This window comes from Streptococcus infantis (assembly GCF_047464155.1).
GTDB classification, from domain to species: Bacteria; Bacillota; Bacilli; order Lactobacillales; family Streptococcaceae; genus Streptococcus; species Streptococcus infantis_U.
The window spans coordinates 36,729-60,380 of the sequence record NZ_JASHCL010000003.1 but is presented as its reverse complement, the minus strand read 5'-3'; the positions used below and the strand labels follow the sequence as shown (position 1 = coordinate 60,380).

Here is a 23,652-nt window from a genome sequence, read left to right as displayed (position 1 = left end):
CTTATTTTGGAATTTTTTTGCTGACTTTTTTATAGGTTTCTCTACGATTTTCAATCTCACTGAGGAATTGTAGGTAGTTATCAAAACGGAAGGTGGCAATGATGCCTTCTTCTACTGCAGGTTTAACCGCGCAAGAAGGTTCGTGGGTATGCGTACAAGTACGGAACTTGCAGTCTCGACTGACACTAGCAATTTCTGGAAAGGCTAGATTAAGGTCTTCTGCTGTTGTTACTTCGTAATTCAGCGATGAAAAACCTGGTGTGTCCGCGATTTTCCCACCATTGAGATTGTAAAAACTAACCGCTCGAGTGGTGTGACGACCACGACCCAGACTGTCTGAGATTTCTCCCGTTTCTAAATTGAGATCAGGTGCGATTTTATTGAGCAAAGTTGACTTTCCAACACCCGTCTGCCCCATAAAGACCGTAATCTTGCCTGTCAACAAGGGTAAAAGTTCTTCTTTACTCGTCACAAAATCGTAACCAATAGCACGATAGGTTTTCTCGTAGAAATCCAGTTCTCTCCTATCCTCTAGTAAGTCCATTTTAGAAATATAGACGATAGGATGAATGCCCTTGTGCTCCAAAAGAACCAAGAACCGATCCAATAAGTTGCTATTAAAGTCAGGCTCTTTGACCGACATGATAACCACAGCTTGGTCAATATTGACAATGGGTGGGCGAACCAGACTATTTTTTCGTTCGTGAATCTTGAGAATATAACCTTCGGAGTTTTCCTCCGCAGAAAAGTCTACCCAATCTCCAACATAGGGTGTGTGACCTTTTTTACGGAAATTCCCACGAGCGCGTGTTTGATAAACCTGACCATCACTTTCTACATAGTAGAAGCCGGCCAAAGCTTTAATGATTTGTCCTTGCATCTTAGAGTCCTTGTCCTTTAAGCGCATCTGCTAGACTAGCAAATTCTTCTAAGCCAAGAGCTTCACCGCGTACACTTGGGGATAGTCCTGCCTGGTCCAAAGCCTTAGTCAATTTATCCTTGATTTCATCAGTTTTGCCAAAGTATCCTGTTAAGTTGTTCCACAAAGTTTTGCGACGATGGGTGAAACTAGCCTTGGAAACCTTAAAGAAGAATTTCTCGTCTTCCACTGCTACAGCCGGTTCTGGGCGACGTACCATTTTCAGGATAGCTGAATCCACATTTGGTGCTGGCACAAAGACCGTACGAGGTACGATAAAGGCAACCTTGGCGGTCATGTAATACTGAACTGCAATCGACAAGCTGCCGTAAGCCTTGGTATTTGGCTTAGCAGAGATACGATCTGCCACTTCTTTTTGCATCATAACCACAAACTCACTAAAAGGAATGCCACTTTCAATCAAGTGCATGAGAATAGGCGTCGTGATATAGTAAGGCAAGTTGGCTACTACCTTGATTGGTAAGTCTGGATTTTTAAAATTCTGGATGTGATGTGCCAAATCAACTTTTAGTATGTCTTCGTTGACTACGGTCACATTGTCAAAATCACGCAGGGTATCCGCTAGGATTGGTACCAAGCGGTGGTCGATCTCAAATGCCATGACTTGAGCTGCACGCTCAGCCAAAAATTCTGTCAAGGCACCAATCCCTGGCCCGATTTCGATAACATTAACCTGATCATCAATTTCAGCTGTATCCACGATTTTTTGAAGGATATTGGTATCCGTCAAGAAATTTTGCCCGAAAGATTTTTTAAAGGTAAAACCGTGACGCTCCAGCACTGCCTTGGTCACGCTATAATCTGCAATTCTCATTTATTCTCTTTTCTATCTCTTAACCATCATATAAAAAATCAACCTAATTACTAGTGCAAGTATAAGCAAATATACTATACCATTCCTCCAATTGTTCGCTTTTGTATCGGCTCCAGTCATATCGCCCCCTTGCTTATCATCTTGAGGGTTCATTTTATTTAGTTCATCCTGATAGGCAACCGAATCTAGAATATTGCCTTCTGGCAATAATTCTGAAGCATAATAGTCAGGAAAGCCCATAGCAAGACCAATTAGGTTCTTATCCGTTAGAGAAAAGTCCAAGTCTTTTGGTTGATTTTCTCGAATAGCTCGGATATTTTTTAACAGTTTATCAGCGACTACAGAGACTTGGTCCATAAAAACTACATCCAAAAGATCAAATCCTAACACATCACCATCTTTTACGTTTGCAAGAATATAGCGAACAAAGGCATCATATAGTTGCAAGGCTTGCGGGGCATTTTCTTCTAAAAAAGAGCGATTTTGGAGGGCATGTTGCTGGAATTTTTCAATAGAAAGCAAGATATCTACATTCTGCTCTTGATAAAACTTTTCTGCTTGCTCTTCATCTTCTTCGAGTTTTTCTGCTGTTTTCCAGAGAGCAATAGGAGCTCTTAAATCTTCTTCATCCCAAAACAATTGCCAAAAATAAGGTATCGTGTAGATGCCTTCTGTTAAGATACGAGCTTCATCTCCGTTTTTCAAGTAAATATAACTTCTATTTGCCATATGGTTTCCTTTCACCATTTTTGAAAAAGGTTAGTGGTTCAAGTAGGATGTAGATAAAACTGTATAGTTTCCCAATGTAAAGAAACTCTCTAATCTTTAGCTCTGCCTTCTAGTTCCTCACTAAACTTTTGCATTTCTTTAAAAGCTGTTAGGCTAACATAAGCACCCGCTTCATAATACTCCGTTGGATTAATGGCATAGTCAAAAACTTCAATCATGCCTCCCGCTTCTTCAATCATGCCATTCCATTTTTCGTCAAAGACCATTCGCAGACGTTTCCAATCGGTAAATACCGGCACAGAATTTCTGCCATCTTTTCCTTCTTTGACTGGAATGTTGAAACTAGAATCTTTTTCCAAGACAAAGGAGCTTCCTTCCTGACTATCGTCCTTAAATTCCGAAGCAGCATCTAAAGGAATTAGGAATTTTGCTTTCAGCATAGCTTCAGAGAAGAACTTATAATAGAGTTTGTAAATTACTTCTTCATCTTCTGTCGTCGGGCTATCCAATTGTCCCATCAGCAACATCCATCTTACTAGGTCAGGGTTCATCACAGGAACTTGTATTTCTGGCAAATTAGAAAAATCTGGTTTTTGAACCAAGGCCGAGGCACTGATGCTAACTTCCTTGGAATTAAAGATTGCTCCCAAGGCACCATTTAAGTAAAAGGCTGTCCCAAGGAAATTCTCAATCCCTTTTTTATCTTCCGTATTTTCAATCAGTTTTACGACTGAGTTTGGTCGACTATCAATGGTTTCTTTAAATTGGCGATACCAAGATGGCGTCAAAAGCATGATCATGGGATCTGTGCACAAATAGCCCTCTTCTCCCCTGTCATAGGTCGTTGAGAAAAGATAGGGTTCACCTGTTTTTTCCGAATAAACTGCATAAACAGAATCTGCCGCTAACAACTTGTCCTTGACGATTTCCGCGAGACGTTCCAACTTACGAGTGTTGATTTGATAGCTTTCTTCACTTTCAGTTTCCTGATTTTGACGGCATTTCCATAAAAAGAGACGTAAAATTTCTACGCTATCATCAAGACTAGCTGCCAAATAATCCTCATTGGTTAACTGGCCCTCTTGGATGGCTACAAATGCACGGTAAAGAGCATCTGAATAGCTAGATAATTTTTGCTCTTCCTCAATACCTGAACTAAAGAGAACACTTCCTTTTTTCAGTTTATCCAAAGAAGGAATCCTATCAACCACTAGATGGGCAAGAACTTCATCAGTTAGACTATCTGCATCTTTGTTTTGACAGCTGAGTTTTTTAACCTCTACAGTACCAAGACTTCCCATTCCTTGGTCGGGATTGCAAAATTGTAACTGATCTCCAACCTTGATACTACCTTCTAGACTCCCAACAATCAATAATTGATTCGTTTCCTTCATAGGAAAAAAATCTAGAACTCCCACACAAGCATTGTCTTTTGTTTCTACTGTTTCCTTATTGGATTCAGTTGTTTCAGTTGCTTCTGTCTTTTTTAAAAAATCAAAGATTCCCATAACTTTTCCTCATTATCTCCACTCAGCAAAAATCCTATGGAGTCACTTTTCTAATGCTTGCAAGCAAGCCTGATTAAACCGTATATGATTACTTCTATTGTATCACATTCCCTCTACATTTTGGAGGAGTTTCTCAATTCTCATACGATTTCATAACATCTTCAACTTCAGCTAGACTTATCCCAAATAACTCTAAACGTTTAAGGAGTTGTTTCCCATTGGAATAACCAATACGAAGGCTTTCTCCTAGATATTCTCTGCGTTTTCTGCTATCCGCCCCAGCCAAGAATCCCAATCGAATCAAGTCACTACGGCTAATATCAAAGTCACTTTCTACTTCAAACAGCTCTGTGACTTGTTCTAGTGCTGTTTTTAAGTCTTCGTAGCTAGCATGCTCAATTCCTAGAGAATGTCCCTTGGTCTTAGACTTAGGAACTGCCTCATCACGTTTGAGAAAGGCATGTTGAACTGTCGGAATGGCCGTCATAATCATACGACGAATCCGCTCCCCATTAAAGTCAGGATCAGTAAAGACAATCACTCCATGACGCTCATGTAGACGTTGGATTCTTTCAAGATCCTGCTCATTGATAGCCGAGCCACGAGTCTCATAGGTCTCCACATCAAAATAACGTTTGAGATTGGCCGTATCATCGCGTCCTTCAACTACGATGACTTGGGAAATTTTCTCTTTCATGATTTACGTTCCAATCCAAAGATTCGTTCTGCATTTGCACTTGTCGCAGCAGCTATTTCTTCTGTCGTCAGACCACGTAAGCCTGCAATAAAGTCCACTACATAGCACGTGTAAGCTGTCTTGTTTTCACGGCCACGTTTAGGAACAGGAGCCAGGTAAGGGGCATCCGTTTCTACCAAAATCTTGTCCAAAGGTAACTCTCTAGCTGCTTCCTGAATGTCTGTTGCCTTTTTGAAAGTCACCACCCCAGAAAAGGAAATAGTCATACCTAGCTCCACAAACTTTTCAGCCCACTCCAGAGAACCTGAGAAAGAGTGCATGATGCCGCCACGGGGACCGACTCCTTGGCTCTTGATAATCTCATAAGTATCTTCTAGCGCATCACGTGTGTGAACCACAAAAGGTAAGCCCAGTTTCTTAGATAGCTGAATCTGACGACGGAAAACTTGCTCCTGCACTTCTTTAGGGGCTGTCATCCAGTGATAGTCCAAACCAATTTCACCCAAGGCTACCACTTTAGGATGTTTTAGCTTCTCCAATAGGTATTTCTCAACGTCTTCTGTATAAGTCCCTGCTTCTGTAGGATGCCATCCAATAGTCGCATAGAGTTGGTCATATTCTTCCACCAACTCTAAGGCACGCTCAATCGTCGGCTTGTCAAAACCAACGATATTCATCCGAGACACACCCATCTCAGCTGCTAAGGCTATTTCTTCTGCTTCTCTTCCTGAAAATTCTTCCACATTCAAGTGGGTATGTGTATCAAAAATCATTTATATTTCCTCGTTTTTTCTACTTTCTATTATACCAAAAAACTAGTCGCATCCTTATAGGAAAAAAATATTTTGAAATCAATGATTTTCCCTTGACGGTATTTTTTCATAGCAGTATAATAGCTCTTGTTGAAAATTTCAAAAAAGGAAAGAAAATGTTTACAAAACTTAAATATACCTTTATCGGTCGTCCTCTCAAGTCCTTAACTGAAGGCGAAGGAGGGCTACTTGGAAAAACACAGGCACTTGCAATGCTCTCAAGCGATGCCCTTTCATCTATCGCCTATGGACCTGAGCAGGTCGTCCTTGTCTTGGCTAGCCTATCTCCGCTTGCTATTTGGTGGAGTCTCCCTATCGGCATTTTTGTCCTCTTGCTACTTGCTAGTCTAACCATTTCTTACCGACAAATCATTCATGCCTACCCTCAAGGTGGAGGTGCCTATATGGTTACTCGAGAAAACCTCTCCCCTGAGTTAGGTTTGATTGCTGGAGGAAGTCTACTTGTTGACTACATGCTGACAGTAGCCGTATCGGTAGCTGCAGGTGCTGATGCGATCACAGCTGCACTTCCTGTCCTCCATCCTTATAACCTCCACATCTCCATTTTTCTAGTATGTTTGCTCATGCTTTTAAATCTACGAGGACTAAAGGAATCCGCAAGCTCTCTGATGATCCCTGTCTATCTCTTTATCTTTAGCACGGTCTTCCTCTTATTGTTTGGTATCTTCCAACTATTGACAGGTTCTCTCAGCTATCATGCAACTTCTGCAATTGGTCAAACTGTCCCAAGTCTCTCAATTGTTCTCATTTTAAGAGCCTTCACCAGCGGTTCGGCTTCACTAACTGGAGTTGAAGCTATCTCAAATGCTGTTCCATTTTTCAAGACCCCTAAAGAAAAGAACGCAGCTCAAACACTGACCATCATGTCTCTGATTCTTGGATTTCTCTTTGCAGGAATTACCTTCCTAAACTACTGGATGGGGATTACTCCTCAACACGGAGAAACAATCCTCTCACAAATGGCTAAAGGAATTTTAGGGGATTCAGCTCTCGGTCAGGTTGTTTATTATCTCTTCCAATTTTCAACAGCTCTCATCCTAGCCGTAGCTGCAAATACTGGTTTTTCGGCCTTTCCGATGCTGGCCTACAACATGGCCAAGAACAAGTACATGCCCCATCTCTTTATGGAGAAGGGAGATCGCCTAGGTTACTCAAACGGTATCTTAACACTAGCCTTTGGCGCTATGATTCTTCTGCTCATTTTTAACGGAAATACAGAACGCTTGATTCCTCTCTATACTATCGGAGTTTTCGTTCCTTTTGCACTTTCTCAAACAGGGATGATTCGCCATTGGAAAAAAGAAAAAGGCTCTCATTTCTTAAAATCTGCCTTTGCAAACATCCTCGGTGCTATCATTTGTTACGCTATCGTTCTTATTCTACTCTTCTTCAGACTTGGAGATATCTGGCCCTTCTTCCCAATTATCCTAGTCTTAACCTTCCTCTTCTTGTCCATCCACAGTCATTACCAAAAGGTGGCCAAACAACTTCGACTTTATGAAGGAGTTCAAAAGAAAACCTACGATGGCAATGTCGTCCTTGTCTTAGTGGGAAATGTGACTCGAGTCAGCGTCGGAGCGATTAATTACGCTCAAAGCATAGGAGATGAGGTTTTGGCTATGCACATTTCCACCAAGGAAACGGAGGAAAAAGACCAAGAAATCCTCCAAGAATTTGCCGACTACTTCCCAAATATCACTCTAAAAAACATTAATACTAGCTATCGCGATATCATCACTCCTACAGTTCGATATGTCCGAAAAATCTCTCAAGAAGCCAAGAAAAAGAACTACACGGTTACAGTTCTAGTTCCCCAGTTTATCCCTAATAAACCTTGGCAAAATATCCTACACAATCAAATGAGCCTCAAATTAAAATATGCTCTCAGATGGCACGAAGATGTCGTCGTTGCCAGCTACTCTTATCATTTGAAAGAATAAAGAAAAGCTCAAAATCAGAAATTCACCTTCTGATTTTGAGCTTTTTCTATATGTGATTCTTTCAAGACGTCTTCTAAAATGTTTATTCTCAACCAATAACTTTAGAAAACTCTCTTTTTAGATAAAAGAAAAATCAGTAGGCTCGAGTTCCTACTGACTTCTTTGTTTCATTTGTTTGGATTATGCAGCCAAAACTTTGCGTCCTTTACGACGACGAGCTGCCAATACGCGACGACCGTTTTTAGTTGACATACGGTTACGGAATCCGTGTTTGCGCGCACGACGAAGTTTACTTGGTTGATAAGTACGTTTCACGATGAATACCTCCTCATAGATTTTGTATTCGTTTAGCCGGCTATAAAGTGATCAGTTACTAAACATACTTTACTATTCTATCTGATTCTTACTTATTTGTCAATAGCTCTGACAAATGTTTCCAGCTTTTTTGCTATGAAAGCCTTATCTACGATACTGCTTCAAGAAGCGAGTCATCTTTTCCTGTATTTGGGCCAACTCATCGACACGTGGAAGATAAACGATACGGAAGTGATCTGGTTCTTTCCAGTTAAAGCCACGTCCATGTACCAAGAGAACCTTTTCTTGTTTCAAGAAATTAAGGACAAATTGTTCATCATCGTCGATACGATACATATTGCGATCGATTTTAGGGAAGATATAAAGACCTGCTTTTGGCTTAACAGCTGACAAACCTGGAATATCTTGAATAGCATTATAAATAAAGTTTCTTTGCTCGTAGATGCGACCACCTGGCAAGAGCAATTCATCCACTGACTGGTGACCACCTAGTGAAGTTTGAACTACCTGCTGGGCAAGCACATTCGAACAGAGACGCATGTTTGAAAGCATATTGAGACCTTCAATGTAGCCTTTTACATGATGTTTAGGCCCAGACAAGACCATCCAACCCACACGGAATCCAGCGATACGGTGAGATTTTGACAAACCATTCATGCTGACGCAGAAAAGGTCTGGAGCCAAACTGGCTACTGGTGTGTGGACATTCCCATCCATAACCATACGGTCGTAGATTTCATCCGCAAAAATAATCAAGTCATTTTGGCGAGCAATTTCAATAATATCTAACAAGAGTTCTTTGGGATAGAGGGCCCCCGTTGGATTATTAGGATTGATCAAAACAATGGCCTTGGTATTGGAACTAATCTTAGACTTAATATCATCTAGGTCTGGATACCATTCAGCTTCTTCATCACAGACATAGTGCACGGCATTTCCCCCAGCCAAGCTGACTGCAGCCGTCCAAAGAGGATAGTCAGGCATAGGAACCAAGACTTCATCGCCGTTGTCCAAAAGCCCTTGCATGGACATAACGATTAGCTCACTAACTCCATTTCCAAGGTAGATGTCATCGATACCTACATTTGGAAAGTTTTTCAGTTGGCAATATTGCATAATTGCCTTACGAGCTGAAAAGATTCCTTTTGAATCTGAATAACCTTCACTATCACGGGCATTCATAATCAAGTCGTGGATAACCTCATCTGGAGCTGTAAAGCCAAACTCAGCTGGGTTCCCTGTATTCAAACGAAGAATTTTTTCTCCATTTGCGCGCATGCGCATAGCTTCTTCCAAAACTGGACCACGGATATCATAAGCCACATGCTCTAATTTTATTGATTTGTTAAATTCTTTCATTCGAGTTCCTCTATTCATCAGGATAGTTAATATTATACCACTCTAAAACGAAATCGTAAATTTCCCAGTACTATTCCACAAAAAAACCTTGCTTAACGCAAGGTAACAGAGCAAAGTCGATTTCTTTCTATTTTTGGAGAAGAAAGAGTAGATATACTTCTCTAAAAAGCTGGACAAATTGGACCAAAATCTTTGTAGAGAAACTCTGGTGATCGAAAACAAAGTCATTGTAAGGGATGGTAACTGCATGAACAAAAGAATTTCAGCTTCTATTCAGCAAAACGCAAAGAAAAAATAAGTAGACTGACCAACATTAGGAATAATGTTAGACTAAGCCGAGTCTAGTTGTAAAAATACCATCTCACCAACTTATTTCCTTGCCCTGTCAATTCATATTATACACTAAAATCTTTGCATTTTCAAATAAGCATGCATATAAAAAGAGCTCAATATTCGAGCTCTTTTTTTATGCTACTTCGCAATTTCTGCCAACATTTTTTCGATGTGTTGGATGGATTTTTCACGTCCAAGCAAGTAGATGGTATCTGGCAATTCAGGACCATGCATTTCACCTGAAACGGCAATACGGATTGGCATGAAGAGATTTTTCCCTTTGATCCCAGTTTCTTTTTGAACCGCTTTGATTTGTGGGAAGATATTTTCTGCCACAAACTCATCGTCTGACATGGCTTCAAGTTTTGCCTTAAAGGCCTCAAGTACAGTCGGAACGGTTTCACCAGCCATGACTTCTCGCTCAGCTTCTGTCAATTCTGGGAAGTCTGAAAAGAAAAGGTCTGTCAACGGAACGATTTCGTCCACTGACTTCATTTGTGGTTTGTAGAGTTCCACCAATTTCTCAGCCTTGTCTGTCAAACGACCTGCTTCTTCGAGGAATGGTTTGGCCATTTCAAAGATAGTCGCAAGATCCGCATTCTTGATATACTCATTGCTCATCCAGTCCATTTTCTTTTGGTCGAAAGCTGCTGGAGACTTGCTGAGACGGTTTTCATCAAAGAGGTTGATGAGTTCTTGACGAGAGAAGATTTCATCTTCCCCACCAGGATTCCATCCAAGAAGAGCGATGAAGTTAAAGACTGCTTCTGGAAGGTAACCTTTCTTGCGGTAATCTTCGATAAATTGAAGGGTATTAGTATCACGTTTAGATAACTTCTTACCCGTTTCAGAGTTGATAATCAAGGTCATGTGACCAAACTCAGGTGCATCCCATCCAAGTGCTTCATAAACCATAAGCTGTTTTGGTGTATTAGCAATGTGGTCATCTCCACGGATAACGTGAGAGATTTGCATATCGTGGTCATCGATGACAACGGCAAAGTTGTATGTTGGGTAACCATCTTTCTTTTGGATAACCCAGTCCCCACCGATATTTCCACCTTCAAATTCGATATCACCTTTGACCATGTCATGCCACTTGTAAATACCAGACTCATTCACTGCCAAACGAACCGTCGGGATAATCCCCGCTGCTTCACGTTCTGCAACGTAAGCTGTTTTTTCTTCTTCGCTCATACCAAGGTATTCGTTAATGTAGCGAGGCGTTTCACCTGCTGCTTCTTGACGTTCACGTTCTGCTGCCAATTCTTCTTCTGTAACGTAAGATTTGTAGGCTTTTCCTTCAGCTAAGAGTTGGTCGATGTATTTTTGATAAAGTTCCAAACGCTCAGACTGGCGGTAGTTTTCATGCGTCTCTGGACTTTCATCCCAGTCCATGCCTAACCAACGAAGGTTTTCAAGCTGTGAACGCTCTCCGTCTTCGACATGACGTTTGCGGTCAGTATCTTCGATACGGATGATAAAAGTTCCACCATGGTGGCGTGCATACAAGTAGTTAAACAATGCTGTACGGGCATTACCGATGTGTAATAGTCCTGTTGGACTTGGTGCATAACGCACACGAATATCTTTTGACATAGTTTCTCCTGTAAAGTCTCTAGGCATCTGCCTTTTTGCTCTCTATATTATATCACAAGTCTTGCCAGAGTCCAATTTCTCTTTTCAAGAAAAAGCAAAAAGAGTGGTAAAACCACTCTTTTCAGCTCTATTATAGACGAGCGTTGAGTTCTTTGCTCAATTCTTCAAATCCTGGTTTACCAAGAAGGGCAAACATGTTGCGTTTGTAAGCTTCAACACCCGGTTGGTCAAATGGGTTGATGGCATTCAAGTAACCTGAAAGGGCGATTGCCAATTCGAAGAAGTAGATAGTGTAACCAAGAGTGAAGGCATCTTGCTCAGGAAGAGTCACGTACATATTTGGTACATCACCGTCAGTGTGGGCAAGAAGAACACCATCAGTCGCTTTTTTGTTAACGAAGTCAACGTCTTTTCCTTGGAGGTATCCAAGTCCGTCAAGGTCTTCTTCCAAAGTAGGGATGATCACGTTCTTACGAGGCTTGTCAACGCGGACAACTGTTTCAAACATGATACGAGTTCCTTCTTGGATAAATTGACCCAATGAGTGCAAGTCTGTTGAGAAGTTAGCTGAAGTTGGGTAAATACCTTTTTGGTCTTTTCCTTCTGATTCACCAGCCAATTGTTTCCACCACTCTGAGAAGTATTGAAGTGATGGCTCGTAGTTTACCAAGATTTCAGTTGCATAACCTTTACGGTAAAGGATGTTACGAACAGCTGCATATTGGTAAGCTTCGTTTTCTGAAAGTTTGTCTGAAGTGTAGTCTTTACGGGCAGCATTCGCACCTTCCATAAGGGCTTTGATGTCTGCACCTGATGCAGCGATTGGAAGCAATCCAACTGCAGTCAATACTGAGAAGCGTCCACCGATATCATCTGGAACCACAAAAGTTTCCCAACCGTTAGCATCTGCTTCAACCTTAACAGCACCTTTTTGGCGGTCAGTTGTTGCATAGATACGTTTGTTTGCTTCTTCTTGTCCGTATTTCTTAACCAAAAGTTCTTTGAAGACACGGAAAGCGATAGCTGGTTCAGTTGTTGTACCTGATTTAGAAATCACGTTTACTGAGAAGTCTTTGTCTGCTACGTACTCTACCAAGTCAGCAAGGTAAGTTGATGAGATTGAGTTCCCAGCGTAAAGGATTTGTGGTGCTTTACGTTCTTCTTTTGTTTGCAAGTTTGCAAAGTGGTGGTTCAAGAAGTCAATGGCTGCTTTCGCTCCAAGGTAAGATCCACCAATACCGATAACGACCAAAACATCGCTGTCTGCTTTGATTTGTTCAGCAGCTTTCAAGATGCGGTCAAATTCTTCGCGGTCATAGTTTTCAGGAAGGTCCAACCAACCCAAGAAGTCGCTACCAGCACCAGTTCCTTTACGAATCAATTCGTCTGCTGCTGTAACTTGTGCTTGCATGTATTCCACTTCATGTGGTGCAACAAATTTGTCTAATACTTTTGAATAATCAAATTTAATATGTGACATAGTATTCCTCCAATATTTCTTCTTTTCTATCATAACGCTTACCTTGAATTTTTTCAAGTTTTTATACTGAATTTTTCCAAATTTTATCATAATTCAAACGTTTGCGTAAAAAATGTTACAATATTAAAATTTGAAGAAGCAATACAAAAAAACGACTAGATTTCTAGTCGTTACAATTCATTCAATAAATACTCAAATAATTCTAAGTTGCCATCTTCTTCATTGACCAGAAATTCTGGATGCCACTGCAAGCCGATAATGCGGTGTTCATCGATAGATTCGATTGCTTCAACAGTTTGGTCACGTGGATCTACAGCCGTCACACGGAAATTTGGTGCCAAGTCTTTAATGCTCTGACGGTGCACTGAGTTTACTTGACTTTCTTTACCAAACAATTTTGACACAACACTTCCCTCAACTGTCTCAATGGAATGTGAAGTCCCAAAGGGTAGACCTTGCCAATGACCTTCAATCTCCTGATTGAGTGTACCACCAAAGGCAACATTGACAAGCTGAACCCCACGGCAAATGGCTAAGATTGGCTTATTCTGACGCAAGGCTTCTTGTAGAAGAGCGAGCTCAAACTCATCACGAGCTAGGTTATAATCATCGCTATCAATCGTTTTTTCTTCACCATAAAACTGAGGATGGACATTTTGCCCTCCAGTCAAGATAAGCTTGTCAATCATTTCTACGTAGTCATGGACCACTGACTCATCCCCAACCGGAATCACCAAAGGAAGTCCGCCAACCTGACGAATACTCTCAGCAAATTTACAAGAGACTGATGAATGAATATTTTTTCCTTCTGCGTCCACAGGACATAGATTTGCTGCAACTCCAACAACTGTTCTTGCCATTACTGATTTCCTTTCGTCTTCTATTGATAATCTTATCTTATCATCCTTCCCCACTCCTGTCTAATATGTATTTTTTAAGTCCGTGATAAATTTTTTTTATAAGATAAAGTTGCCCAAAATTAGGACAACTTTTTTGCTTATACTCAATGAAAATCAAAGAGCAAATTAGGAAGCTAGCCGCAGGTTGCTCAAAACACAGTTTTGAGGTTGTGGATAGAACTGACGAAGTCAGTAACACATATACGGCAAGGGGACGCTGACGTGGTTTGAATTTGATTTTCGAAGAGTATTATTCAAAGACAAATTGATTATGGTACAGTTCGGAGTAAAAGCCTCCAAGCTTGAGTAATTCGTGATGGTTTCCTTGCTCGATAACCTCACCATCCTTAAGGACAATGATCTGATCGGCATTGAGAATGGTTTTTAAGCGATGGGCAATTACAAAACTAGTTCTTCCTGCCACGATAGCTTCCATAGCATTTTGAATCTTGCTTTCTGTTACAGTATCAACGTTTGATGTTGCCTCATCCAAGATTAAGACCTGCGGATCTGTCATCAAGGTACGGGCGATGGAAATCAACTGCTTCTGACCGGTTGAGAATACGCTCTGATCATCATTAATCAGAGTATCGTACTTATCTGGTAGACTTTCGATATATTCATGGATATGCGTAGCCTTAGCAGCTGCTTCTACCATCTCCTGACTAGCGTCCGGTACACCGAATCGAATATTGTCCCGAATAGTTCCACTGAACAAAACAGAATCCTGTAGGACAATTCCTACCTTACTTCGCAAACTGTCTAAATCAAACTCGCGAATATCTGTTCCATCAAAGCTGATACTACCTGCATCCACATCATAAAAACGATTGATTAAGTTCATGATGGTTGTTTTCCCCGAGCCTGTCGGACCAACAACCGCAATCATTTTCCCTTTTGGAGCTGAAATGCTGACATCTTTAAGAATCGGTTTCCCTGGGAGATAGGAGAAGTCTACGTTACGAATCTCCACACCATCTTTTAATTCGTTAAAGACTGGAGCATCTTTAGGACGAACTTCTTCTTCTGCATCAAACATTTCTTGGATACGGTCTGCACCTGTAAAGGCCAGTTGCAAACTTCCCCAGCTCGCCGCTAATTGGATAATGGGCTGGTAATACTGTTGCGAAAACTGAGTAAACATGACAATCAAACCCAGAGCAGTTGCTGTCTCGATGTTCTTATCATTCAGTAAGACAGCTGATCCTACAAAAATAACTACTGCTGTGTTGACCAAACTCATCCCGTTCATGACAGGAAAGAGAATTCCTGAAAACATTCTGCCCTTGAAAGTAGCCTTTCGAACCCTCTCATTTTGCTCAACAAAACCAGCAATCACATCTTCTTGGATACCTTGAACGATAACTGCTTTTTGCCCAGAGATACTCTCATCCATATAAGCATTGAGCTTCCCAACTTCCTTTTGTTGGAGGTTGGTGTATTTTCTTGCCAATTTCAAAATGACAATCAACATAATGATAGCAACTGGAGTGCTGGCAATCGTAATCAAAGCCAAGGTGATATTTTTGGCAAACATGACAATCAGCAAGCCAATATAAAGAGCAATGTTGGTCATAACAGACACTAGACTTTCGTTGAAAGCCTGGAGGATATTATCCAAGTCACTGGTGAAACGTGACAGGATATCACCATCTTGATGGCGGTCAAAGAAGGAAACTGTCAAGCGAGAAAGCTTGCCAAAAAGTCCCTTACGCATCTCATTTGTCGATTCAGCAATAATGCGGCTCATCAAGACCATATAGATGAGACTAGAAACTACTAAAACAATCAAAATATAGGCAAGATTGACAAGGAGTCCCAAGAGACTTTGCCAAACCATATCAGGATTTCCATCTTGATAAGCTATAACCAAATTAGCCAGTTCTGTGACTGTTTGACCTGCAAAAACTGGAAAGAGGGCTTGTGCTACCGTTGCAATGATAATCATAGCAATAACAACGACGAAGGATATCTTATAAACTTTAAAATAGTTCCAAAAGAATTCAAATGTCTTCATCCTACTCCTCCTTTCCTTTTTGCGTCTCGTAAATTTCACGATAAACTGGATTCGTTGCGACCAAGTCAGCATGCTTACCTTGACCAATCAAGCGACCTTGGTCAAGCACTAAAATTTTATCAGCATGAACAACAGAACTAATTTTTTGTGCGATGATAATCGTAGTCGTCCCCTTCAAATCCTTGTTGAGGGCTTCTTGGACCAAACGTTCTGATTTGGCATCAAGGGCAGAGGTTGAATCATCGAAAATCAATATCTTAGGATTGCTGACAATCCCACGCGCAATAGACATTCTCTGTTTTTGTCCACCGGAAAAGTTAGTCCCACGTTCCTCAACCGGACTTTCAAAGGCCAAGTCCATACGACTAATAAATTCACTTGCCTGGGCGATACGAGCTGCGCGTTCCATTTCTGAAACTGTCGCATCTCCCTTTCCTTGCCTGAGATTATCTGCGATTGTTCCACTAAAGAGAATGGCTCTTTGTAGGACGATAGAGACTGTCTTGCGAAGCGTCCCTTCGCTAACTGTACGAATGTCCTTTCCACCAATTTTAATCGAGCCCTGCTGAGGGTCAAACAGCCGTGGAATCAACTGAGCCAAGGTTGATTTTCCTGCACCAGTTGCTCCGACAACCCCAACCATCTCACCAGGAGCGATATCAAAGGAGATATCTTTTAGGATAGGCTCATCATCATTTGGATAGGTAAAGGTCACATTTTCAAAACTGAGACTTCCTTCCAATTCTTCATCTTCCACATCCTTGAAGGTCATAGCCGGTTCTGTATCAAGGATTTCACGAATACGACGGAGCGATATCATGGCACGAGTAACTGAATTCCCCAAAAATCCAACCATGACAATGGTAAAGATAATTTGACTCAGGTAGTTTACAAAGGAAGCAATGGAACCAACTACTGACGGATCTGACTCTGCCATACCTGCTACAAGCCAGATTGAAAGAAAGACAGCCCCATACGAAATCAGCATCATTACAGGTTGAACGATAGAAAAGGCGTAGCCGATATAAAGGTTTTCTCCCAGCAATTCATCTGATACTTGCGTAAATTTATCAAACTGATCTTTTTCTCGGACAAAAGACTTAACCACGCGCACACCACGTAAATTTTCTTTGGCAATGGCATTGATACGCTCCAATAAGGTCTGGAATTTTGCAAAGCGTGGTCCCATCATCCCCATCATAAGACCTGTCATAGCGACGATCAAAACGACCATAAGAACCAGCACCCACCACAGCGAAGGCAGAGTGACAACAGCTAATATAAAGGAACCAATAAATAAAATCGGTAATCGAAAGAGGATTTGGAAGGTCATCATGACTACGTTTTGAATCTGATTGATATCGTTGGTCATACGGACAACGAGGTTCCCTGCATTAAACTTCTCAATATTAGCGTATGAAAAAGTTTGAATCTTACGAAAGGCATCTTCCCGTAAGTCTGACGAAACTCCCTGAGCAATGTAGGCTGCTAATACAACATTAATTCCACCTGCGACTAGACCAATCAAGGCAACCAGGATTAACCAAAAACCGATATTGTAAATAACTTCATTATCTCCTGCTAGCAAGGCCTCTAAAACTTCCTGCAAATAACGTGGTTGCAGGAGTGAACTCGTTACCATTAGACCTGTCATAATTAAGGAAGCCAGAGCCTGCCATTTATAGGCTTTTATTTTCTGAAACAGCATATTTCCCCCTTATAAGATAGACAAAAGGGAACGACAGCTCTGTCAGTCCCTTCTTATGCTTTCATGTTGATGCTATTCTAACAAAAAAGAATGCTATTGTCAAAGCACTCAGCTCTCGCAAGCTTGTGAATCAAGACATTAGCATCCTATTAATCATTTTCATTTAGTACTGAATTTTATTGTTCTGAACTATCTTGCTCGTCTAATTGAGCTCGTCCAATTTCACGGTAGCTACGGTCCCCAACAATCTCAACTGAGAACTGACCATCTTGGTACTCGAGAATCGTCACACTTCCATTATCAAGACCATGCGGATGCATGCCGTTGATAAGATAGACAATGGTTCCGATTGTCATTCCATGGCTAACTACCAGAGCATTTCCTCCCCCATTAGCTTCCATTTCCTTGGCAATGGCTTCAAAACCTTCCCAGATACGACCACTTAGTTTTTCCCAGCCTTCAGCCCAGCCTGCTGTATCCACTTCTACCAGACCTTCAGCCAGCTCAGCATAGGACAAACGATGCACATGATCGACATTAAAGATACGAGGAATAATCCCCATAAATAAGTCCCCATCATAAGCACCATCAAAACTACCAAAGCACCATTCACGAATTCGCTTATCCATGCGATAAGGAATTTGCCCTGTCAAACCAAGTTCTTCAAGGATAATTCCCATTGTCTGAATGGTCCGCCCTGAGTCACTTGAATAAGCACGCTCAAAGGTTAAGCCAGACTCACGCAAACCAATTCCCAATTCGTGAATACCTCGCTCACCTTCAGCTGTTAAAGGAGTATCACTCCAACCTTGAGCACGCCCAATCGTATTAAACATTGTTTTCCCATGACGCACTAGATACAATTTTACACTTGACATAATCTGTCCTCCATATGTATCTATTATAACATGATTTCAGACAAAAACCTCGTCCTAACTCACTGGCCTTCAACCTTACAACTGAAGCAAAAATCCAAGCTATTCTGTATCTTTCTTTGAAGGAGTAACTTTAGAAGACTTTGCAGTTTCTTTTTTTACCTGTTCTTCTTTTTTCTCCTCATTTCCTTCTTTGGGCTTATTTTCTGTTTTCTCAGACTTTTGGCCGGCCTTTTTTAAAGGAGAAAAGCGAAATTCAAACTGATTTTTGCCACTTGTAACTATCTTTAAAAAGCCTTTTTCATCAGTATGATAAGTTGCTTTTCCGACATCAAATGACTGGACTCCACTTTCAGAACTAGCTTTTTCATAAGTTCTTTTAGCCATTGCGAATGCAAGAAGCTTTTCTTTATTAAGGGCATAATCCTGATGATGAGCCACTTGTCGATTCAGATAAAACTGCAATAAGAGACTAAAAATTCCAGCAATAGTAACGGCGTAAAGGAGAACTCCAGCCCTAACTTTTTTCTTTTTCCACACGATAGATAAACTCCCTCTCAAGTCCCTTTTCAAACTGAAAATAAAAATGAACATTTTGCCCTTTTTGGTAAATATGAGCTGATTTTAGACCGTAGATCATGGGTTGATAACCACGTCCACTGGCATCTGTTTTTCGGAAATCATTTGACCTTGATTTTCCCATAGAGATAGATTTCTCATCCTGTTTGAGGTAAAGTCTATCATTCTCCACTTTTTCAAATTGAGTTCGATTCAACTCTGCTTCCAGCTGATCCACAAATAAAAGCCACTCCTTCTGCTCACTTTTCTGTTGATAGCGAACTTCTGAAACCAAGAGTTGACTCATGGCTTGAAAGAGGAGCAAACTTCCACTGATAACAAGAAGAGCAACCAGGGATTCTAAAAGTGTAAATGCTCTGACTCTACTTGTCTTGAATCGCCAGTATTTTTTCAGTTCCACAGTACACCTCCAGACTTCGCTCATTCGAGATAACATCAACCGTAAACCCATTAACTGTCAACTGCTTTTGTCCCGTCTGCAGAGCCATTCGAGCTACTCGCAAAACTTCTTCCTGTTCTAAGAGTCTTGCTTCCTGTCGTCTACTTTCTTGAATCTGCCCTAGCAAGAGGGTTGCAATACTGGCAAAAATAGCTAGTGAAATCAATGCCTCCAGTAAAATAACCGCCTTAATTTTTTGCTTCTTGAATACGTTTAATCTTTCCATTTCCTAGATATAGTTGGTAGCGAACCACTTCTTTCCTTGTTTGAAATTTCACACTTGCAAGAGACGAATTCCCCCCAGCCTTGTCAAAGGTGATTGACTGATTGGACTGTAGTTGAATTCCTTTAGGGATGGTTAATTTATGATAGCCATTTCCAATACTTCTCTCTTCTAACATTAAGTTGATCTTTCGCTGACTAGCCAGACTTCGCTTCTGCGTTTCCCGATAAAATTCCTCAAACTCCATAAAGAAAATCTGCTCCTCTACAGCCTCAAAAGTGGACTGAACTGAACTTGATAAACCCAAGGCTAACAGACTGACTATCCCTAAGACCAATAAACTTTCCAACATAGTAAAAGCCCTAATCCGCAACTGTTTGACTTGTCTTTTGTTTTGCATGGTATTCCTTATAGGCTTTTGCTTGCTCAGCAGTGATGCGTCCATCTGCCTCTAGTTTACTTAGACTAGCATCCTCATTTTTATCTAGAGTATAGAGTTCGGCTTGGCTTTCTACCACCTTGACGACAGCCGCTTTCCCCTTGTCATTCACTGCATCCTTTTGCTTCGTCAGATTTGGCACAAAAAGCAAGAGTAGGACGCTAATGATAAGAAGAACCACTAACATTTCAATCAAAGATACTAAAATTATTGTTTTTTTCCATCTCATACATCTGCACAGAATGTAACACCAGATCACGATACCTCCAAGTTGATACCAGATACTCAATGACTTCCTGGTCCTCTATCTTGCATTCCATCAAGAGCAACAACTTGACCGTGTATTCATTTTTCAAAATCGGCACCGTGTAAGTAACATCTACCCAATGTTCAAAGCCTAAGTCTGTCTGCTCTACATTTGCTAATTCAATATTTAAAATCTTCATTTTTATTCCTCCTACTTATCTATTCGGAGAAAAAATAAAAAACAGTGAAAAAATCATTATTTTTTTAATTCAGACAGTGCTTTCAGAGCAATTTTGTTGACATTAACAAAACTGATAGCAACGAACTTTTAAGTAATAACATTCCAGACAAACAAAAAAAGACCGCTCAAAAACTGAGCGGTCAAATGTAATTAAATTTTGAAAGCCTTTCTGTATTTTTTTATTTTGTAGTAATGAGCCCGTCAGGCTCGATTGTAAATTCTGCCTGCTCAGCCAATCGGCCATCTTCAAGCATGAGGTAGTATCCGCCATTATATGGCACAAAGGTATTGGATACCATATCTCCATTTTCTGAATTGAGATAATACCATTTCTCGTAGTATTTCACCCAACCAGTCTGCATGGTACCATCTGCATTGAAGTAATACCATTTTCCATTGATTTTTTTCCAGCCAGTGTTGGCCATGTAGCCATCCTTGTTGAAATAATACCAGTGACCATCTGTGTGGTGTAGCCATTGGTCAGCATACATATAACCACTATCATCAAAATAGAACCAGTTGCCGTCAATTGCTTCAAATTTTGAAGTAGGGTAAGATCCATCTTTACGAACCCACCACCAGCCAGTGTCGTCATACTTCCAGCCTGATTGGTCTTCTTGAGGTGGCACGATATATCCGACAATAGAGTTTACTGAGCGTTCATTATATTGACAAGGTCCACCGACTTCGAGATAGTCCCAGTTGCCGTCGATGTTCTGCTCAATGGTCTTAATGGTAGAACCGTCTGAGTCTTCATAGACAAGGCCAGTGTGCCCGTAGTTCACACCGTCGCCAGCGACAAAGTTCTTAACGAAGAACCAACCAGCTTTTGGATATTGAGCGCCATAGACGACTTGAAATCCTGCTGCTTCTGCTGAACGTAACAAGTCGATAGCATTCCCCCATAATCGTGCGCCAAAAAACTTATAAACACCCATGCACGTCAAGTCTGCGCATTGATAGCCGTACATGCCATCATAATCGACACCAGCTCCATCGTCTGCTTTTTCAATAAAGAACTGGATCATTTCATTAATTTTACTCATTTTATTCCTTTCATTTTATGGGAGCCTTGTAGGCCAAGGCTCGCTCGTCAAGTAAGAAATTGAACTTACTCGAATATCGCCAATATCACGGTCAGTAGGCACTGGATCAGTAAACTGAAACCTCAGCATGTTACTATCTCCGACACCACCAAGATACCATGTTCCATAAGGCACTCCCTTGTCATTATAGATCCCGCCAATCAAGCTAAACTCTGACCTAAATCCTTGAGGTATCCCGTTTAGTCCTAAGATGTAACAGTTACGGTCACGGTCACTAGGTTGTATAACATATCCGGGGCCTCCTCGTCTTACAATACCAAACCATCCCCAGCTTAGCCCTCCAAACTGATACATCACGGTATCATTTTTGCGCCGTACTTTTAGATATGAATTGCCTAGCTTTGAAACAATAGTGAGAGTCCGCCAACCAGTATCTCCAGTTAGCACCTCCCAGCCCTGAGAGTCAGTTCCTGAGCGTTTAATCCATTTAAGAGCGCCATTAGTGGCTACAGTGTCCACATAGGTAGTGCCTACAGGGGCGCTGACCTTGCCATTAGGCATGCCAGTGCCGTGGATTTCGTACTGGTTCGCTTGTCCAGCGGGTGCGTTTGTAGCCGTTTGACTTGGCAGCGTTACGCTTCCTCCACCGTCAGAAAGAATAAGCGTGTTTCCGGATAAGGTCAATTTTTGCGGAATACCCACGCCGTCAGCGCCTTTAGGACCTTGAAGTCCAGCGGGCCCAGGTAAGCCAGCAGGGCCTTGTTCTCCTCGTTCTCCACGAGGCCCAGGCTCTCCATCTCGCCCACGCTCCCCTTGAATTCCTTGCAATCCTTGAGGACCTTGTAAACCGTCCTCCCCTTTAGGTCCGACATCGCCTTGTGGACCACGCTCTCCAGTTTCTCCTTTAGGTCCTGGTGGACCTTGCAGACCTTGAAGTCCTTGAGGACCGACGTCTCCTGGAGTACCCTGCGGTCCAGGTTCTCCTTTGTCACCCTTTGGACCAGGAGTCAGTGAAATATTCTGTAGCTCTTCTTTAGTAGCGAATTGACTTGTATCAGGTTCAGGCTTAGCTTCTAATAAGGCTAATCGTCTAATAACTTCCGAGTCGTCATAGGTCGCACCTTCAATCTTGATATGCTTCAGCGCTTCCTCTAATTCCGACTTGGTCACAATATCAGTCACTGCCACAATGCGTTTAGTTTCCTTCTCGATGACAGGGGCACCGTCGAGCTTGTCGATTTCAGACACACGCACACCAAACGAGAATCTGAAAAGGTCTGCAGATTGCAGGTCTTTTTCAGCATAGACAAAACCAGTCACGGTTTCGTCAGTCGTGATCATCGATGTATCGAATGGAATAGAAACGTGCTTATCTTCAACCACTCCGACAACTTCCAGAAAGCGATTTGTTTTCTGGAAATGGAATAAGACGGTCACTTTCTCAGCGTTGATACTGTTCAATGACAACTCGATAAATGCGTTGTTTTTATCATGCGAGTAGAATTCCTCGCTTATTTTGTCAGCACCATCTCGGACTTTGACACAAATGTCCGTATCTTTTTTAATGGCCTTTTTCAAATGCTAACCTCCTTTCTAATAAAAAAGAAAGAGAACCTAAAAAGGTTCTCTTGATCTATTTTTCAGTCCAGGCATCGTTCATTTGCTTCACAGCAGATTCAACGAAAGTATCCAAGTCTTTGTCGGTCATGCCGATGTTATACTTGTTAAGCTCAGCACGGATTTTGATTCGAGCTTGTTCTAGCTTTTCTTCACCCTTATACCCAGTCTCAGCTGATACCTGTTCAACTGCATTTACAGCGTTCTTTGCCAAAATCTCAACGATTTTGACAGATTGCTCACCGCCTTTTTTAATCAGGTATTCCTTGATTGATTTGACTGCAATACCAGCCAAAACGACAAGAACGCTAATTGCTGCATTGATGATGATTTCATTGATTTGTTGCATATGTTATTCTCCTTTGTTTTTATCTTCGTCTTTTTCAAGCAATCGTTGAAATGCTTTCAGGATAGGTTGAAAAAGAGTGATATTTCCTTTTAGTTTGCGGTAATTTTCAATCAGTGATTGAAAAGTAAATGCGATGTATCCGAGATATATTGAGTACAAGAATGCGAAGCCTGTCTTTTCAGGCAAGAGCACGGACATTGGGATAAGGATCATCAGTAAAAGGACTCCTAAAATCTTGCGAAGGAGTCCATTGATACCAATTTTACTCTTGTATTCAATATCAGGATTGGCAATAGCAGCAATTGTCCCTGTCAAGAAATCAATGATTTCCATTGAGACAATCAAAGCTAGAGCGTACAATACAAGTCCGTCCTCAGTCTTGACGACACTTCTTAAAAAATTGAAAAATTCGATTTGCATACAACCT

The 23,652-nt window shown here is 41.3% G+C and carries 25 protein-coding genes; 1 reads left to right on the top strand and 24 read right to left on the bottom strand.

The window, feature by feature from the left end; all coding sequences use genetic code 11:
- Nucleotide 1: 1 nt before the first annotated feature.
- From rsgA to QM810_RS06490, 6 genes are all read right to left on the bottom strand, one after another.
- Nucleotides 2-880, bottom strand: coding sequence for a ribosome small subunit-dependent GTPase A (gene rsgA, locus QM810_RS06515; RefSeq protein ID WP_414254504.1), 879 nt, complete (start codon nt 878-880; stop codon nt 2-4).
- Between the two features lies 1 nt (nt 881).
- Complete coding sequence (gene rsmA, locus QM810_RS06510) at nt 882-1,754, bottom strand: 16S rRNA (adenine(1518)-N(6)/adenine(1519)-N(6))-dimethyltransferase RsmA (protein ID WP_414254269.1); 873 nt, start codon at nt 1,752-1,754, stop codon at nt 882-884.
- A 12-nt stretch (nt 1,755-1,766) separates the two neighbouring features.
- Nucleotides 1,767-2,483 carry a dimethyladenosine transferase gene (locus QM810_RS06505; RefSeq protein WP_414254268.1) on the bottom strand — a complete coding sequence of 239 codons (717 nt, stop codon included), beginning with the start codon at nt 2,481-2,483 and terminating at the stop codon, nt 1,767-1,769.
- 89 nt (nt 2,484-2,572) lie between these two features.
- Nucleotides 2,573-3,991 carry an SseB family protein gene (locus tag QM810_RS06500; protein WP_414254267.1) on the bottom strand — a complete coding sequence of 473 codons (1,419 nt, stop codon included), beginning with the start codon at nt 3,989-3,991 and terminating at the stop codon, nt 2,573-2,575.
- Between the two features lie 133 nt (nt 3,992-4,124).
- The gene (gene rnmV, locus QM810_RS06495; RefSeq protein ID WP_414254266.1) at nt 4,125-4,688 is read right to left on the bottom strand and encodes a ribonuclease M5; all 564 of its coding nucleotides are present in this window, start codon (nt 4,686-4,688) and stop codon (nt 4,125-4,127) included.
- Nucleotides 4,685-5,461, bottom strand: a complete 777-nt coding sequence (locus QM810_RS06490) for a TatD family hydrolase (RefSeq protein WP_263394078.1) — start codon at nt 5,459-5,461, stop codon at nt 4,685-4,687. Before QM810_RS06490 ends, rnmV begins: the two co-directional genes overlap by 4 nt.
- Before the next feature lie 155 nt (nt 5,462-5,616).
- On the opposite strand from QM810_RS06490, the gene QM810_RS06485 reads away from it, so the two are divergent.
- Nucleotides 5,617-7,461 carry an APC family permease gene (locus tag QM810_RS06485; RefSeq protein ID WP_414254265.1) on the top strand — a complete coding sequence of 615 codons (1,845 nt, stop codon included), beginning with the start codon at nt 5,617-5,619 and terminating at the stop codon, nt 7,459-7,461.
- A 180-nt stretch (nt 7,462-7,641) separates the two neighbouring features.
- On the opposite strand, the gene rpmH is transcribed toward QM810_RS06485, so the two are convergent.
- From rpmH to QM810_RS06395, 18 genes are all read right to left on the bottom strand, one after another.
- Nucleotides 7,642-7,776, bottom strand: coding sequence for a 50S ribosomal protein L34 (gene rpmH / locus QM810_RS06480; RefSeq protein ID WP_000831905.1), 135 nt, complete (start codon nt 7,774-7,776; stop codon nt 7,642-7,644).
- A 144-nt stretch (nt 7,777-7,920) separates the two neighbouring features.
- Nucleotides 7,921-9,135: a pyridoxal phosphate-dependent aminotransferase gene (locus tag QM810_RS06475; protein ID WP_049494525.1), complete on the bottom strand. Its 1,215-nt coding sequence runs from the start codon at nt 9,133-9,135 to the stop codon at nt 7,921-7,923.
- A 471-nt stretch (nt 9,136-9,606) separates the two neighbouring features.
- Nucleotides 9,607-11,067 carry a glutamate--tRNA ligase gene (gene gltX, locus QM810_RS06470; RefSeq protein WP_414254264.1) on the bottom strand — a complete coding sequence of 487 codons (1,461 nt, stop codon included), beginning with the start codon at nt 11,065-11,067 and terminating at the stop codon, nt 9,607-9,609.
- Between the two features lie 130 nt (nt 11,068-11,197).
- Complete coding sequence (locus QM810_RS06465) at nt 11,198-12,547, bottom strand: glucose-6-phosphate isomerase (RefSeq protein WP_061564458.1); 1,350 nt, start codon at nt 12,545-12,547, stop codon at nt 11,198-11,200.
- Between the two features lie 170 nt (nt 12,548-12,717).
- Nucleotides 12,718-13,407 carry a gamma-glutamyl-gamma-aminobutyrate hydrolase family protein gene (locus QM810_RS06460; protein WP_049528328.1) on the bottom strand — a complete coding sequence of 230 codons (690 nt, stop codon included), beginning with the start codon at nt 13,405-13,407 and terminating at the stop codon, nt 12,718-12,720.
- A 289-nt stretch (nt 13,408-13,696) separates the two neighbouring features.
- Complete coding sequence (locus QM810_RS06455) at nt 13,697-15,463, bottom strand: ABC transporter ATP-binding protein (protein ID WP_414254263.1); 1,767 nt, start codon at nt 15,461-15,463, stop codon at nt 13,697-13,699.
- Nucleotide 15,464: 1 nt separating this feature from the next.
- Nucleotides 15,465-17,171: an ABC transporter ATP-binding protein gene (locus QM810_RS06450; RefSeq protein ID WP_414254262.1), complete on the bottom strand. Its 1,707-nt coding sequence runs from the start codon at nt 17,169-17,171 to the stop codon at nt 15,465-15,467.
- Between the two features lie 176 nt (nt 17,172-17,347).
- Nucleotides 17,348-18,049, bottom strand: a complete 702-nt coding sequence (locus tag QM810_RS06445; RefSeq protein ID WP_414254261.1) for a histidine phosphatase family protein — start codon at nt 18,047-18,049, stop codon at nt 17,348-17,350.
- Between the two features lie 99 nt (nt 18,050-18,148).
- Nucleotides 18,149-18,586, bottom strand: coding sequence for a competence type IV pilus minor pilin ComGG (gene comGG, locus QM810_RS06440; protein WP_414254260.1), 438 nt, complete (start codon nt 18,584-18,586; stop codon nt 18,149-18,151).
- Nucleotides 18,564-19,049 (bottom strand): competence type IV pilus minor pilin ComGF, encoded by a 486-nt coding sequence (comGF, locus tag QM810_RS06435; protein WP_414254259.1) that lies wholly within the window; start codon nt 19,047-19,049, stop codon nt 18,564-18,566. Before comGF ends, comGG begins: the two co-directional genes overlap by 23 nt.
- Complete coding sequence (gene comGE, locus QM810_RS06430; RefSeq protein WP_414254258.1) at nt 18,988-19,290, bottom strand: competence type IV pilus minor pilin ComGE; 303 nt, start codon at nt 19,288-19,290, stop codon at nt 18,988-18,990. Before comGE ends, comGF begins: the two co-directional genes overlap by 62 nt.
- Nucleotides 19,253-19,687: a competence type IV pilus minor pilin ComGD gene (gene comGD, locus QM810_RS06425; protein WP_414254257.1), complete on the bottom strand. Its 435-nt coding sequence runs from the start codon at nt 19,685-19,687 to the stop codon at nt 19,253-19,255. Before comGD ends, comGE begins: the two co-directional genes overlap by 38 nt.
- Nucleotides 19,650-19,955 (bottom strand): competence type IV pilus major pilin ComGC, encoded by a 306-nt coding sequence (gene comGC, locus QM810_RS06420; RefSeq protein WP_414254256.1) that lies wholly within the window; start codon nt 19,953-19,955, stop codon nt 19,650-19,652. Before comGC ends, comGD begins: the two co-directional genes overlap by 38 nt.
- A complete protein-coding gene (locus tag QM810_RS06415) occupies nt 19,915-20,172 on the bottom strand; it encodes a hypothetical protein (RefSeq protein ID WP_414254255.1) in 258 nt (85 codons plus the stop codon). The genes comGC and QM810_RS06415 overlap by 41 nt, the downstream gene beginning before the upstream one ends.
- Before the next feature lie 220 nt (nt 20,173-20,392).
- Nucleotides 20,393-21,259, bottom strand: coding sequence for a CHAP domain-containing protein (locus QM810_RS06410; protein WP_414254254.1), 867 nt, complete (start codon nt 21,257-21,259; stop codon nt 20,393-20,395).
- A 15-nt stretch (nt 21,260-21,274) separates the two neighbouring features.
- Nucleotides 21,275-22,837 (bottom strand): collagen-like protein, encoded by a 1,563-nt coding sequence (locus QM810_RS06405; RefSeq protein ID WP_414254253.1) that lies wholly within the window; start codon nt 22,835-22,837, stop codon nt 21,275-21,277.
- Between the two features lie 55 nt (nt 22,838-22,892).
- Nucleotides 22,893-23,225, bottom strand: a complete 333-nt coding sequence (locus QM810_RS06400; protein ID WP_414254252.1) for a phage holin — start codon at nt 23,223-23,225, stop codon at nt 22,893-22,895.
- Nucleotides 23,226-23,228: 3 nt separating this feature from the next.
- Nucleotides 23,229-23,645, bottom strand: coding sequence for a phage holin family protein (locus QM810_RS06395; RefSeq protein WP_414254251.1), 417 nt, complete (start codon nt 23,643-23,645; stop codon nt 23,229-23,231).
- Nucleotides 23,646-23,652 lie beyond the last annotated feature (7 nt).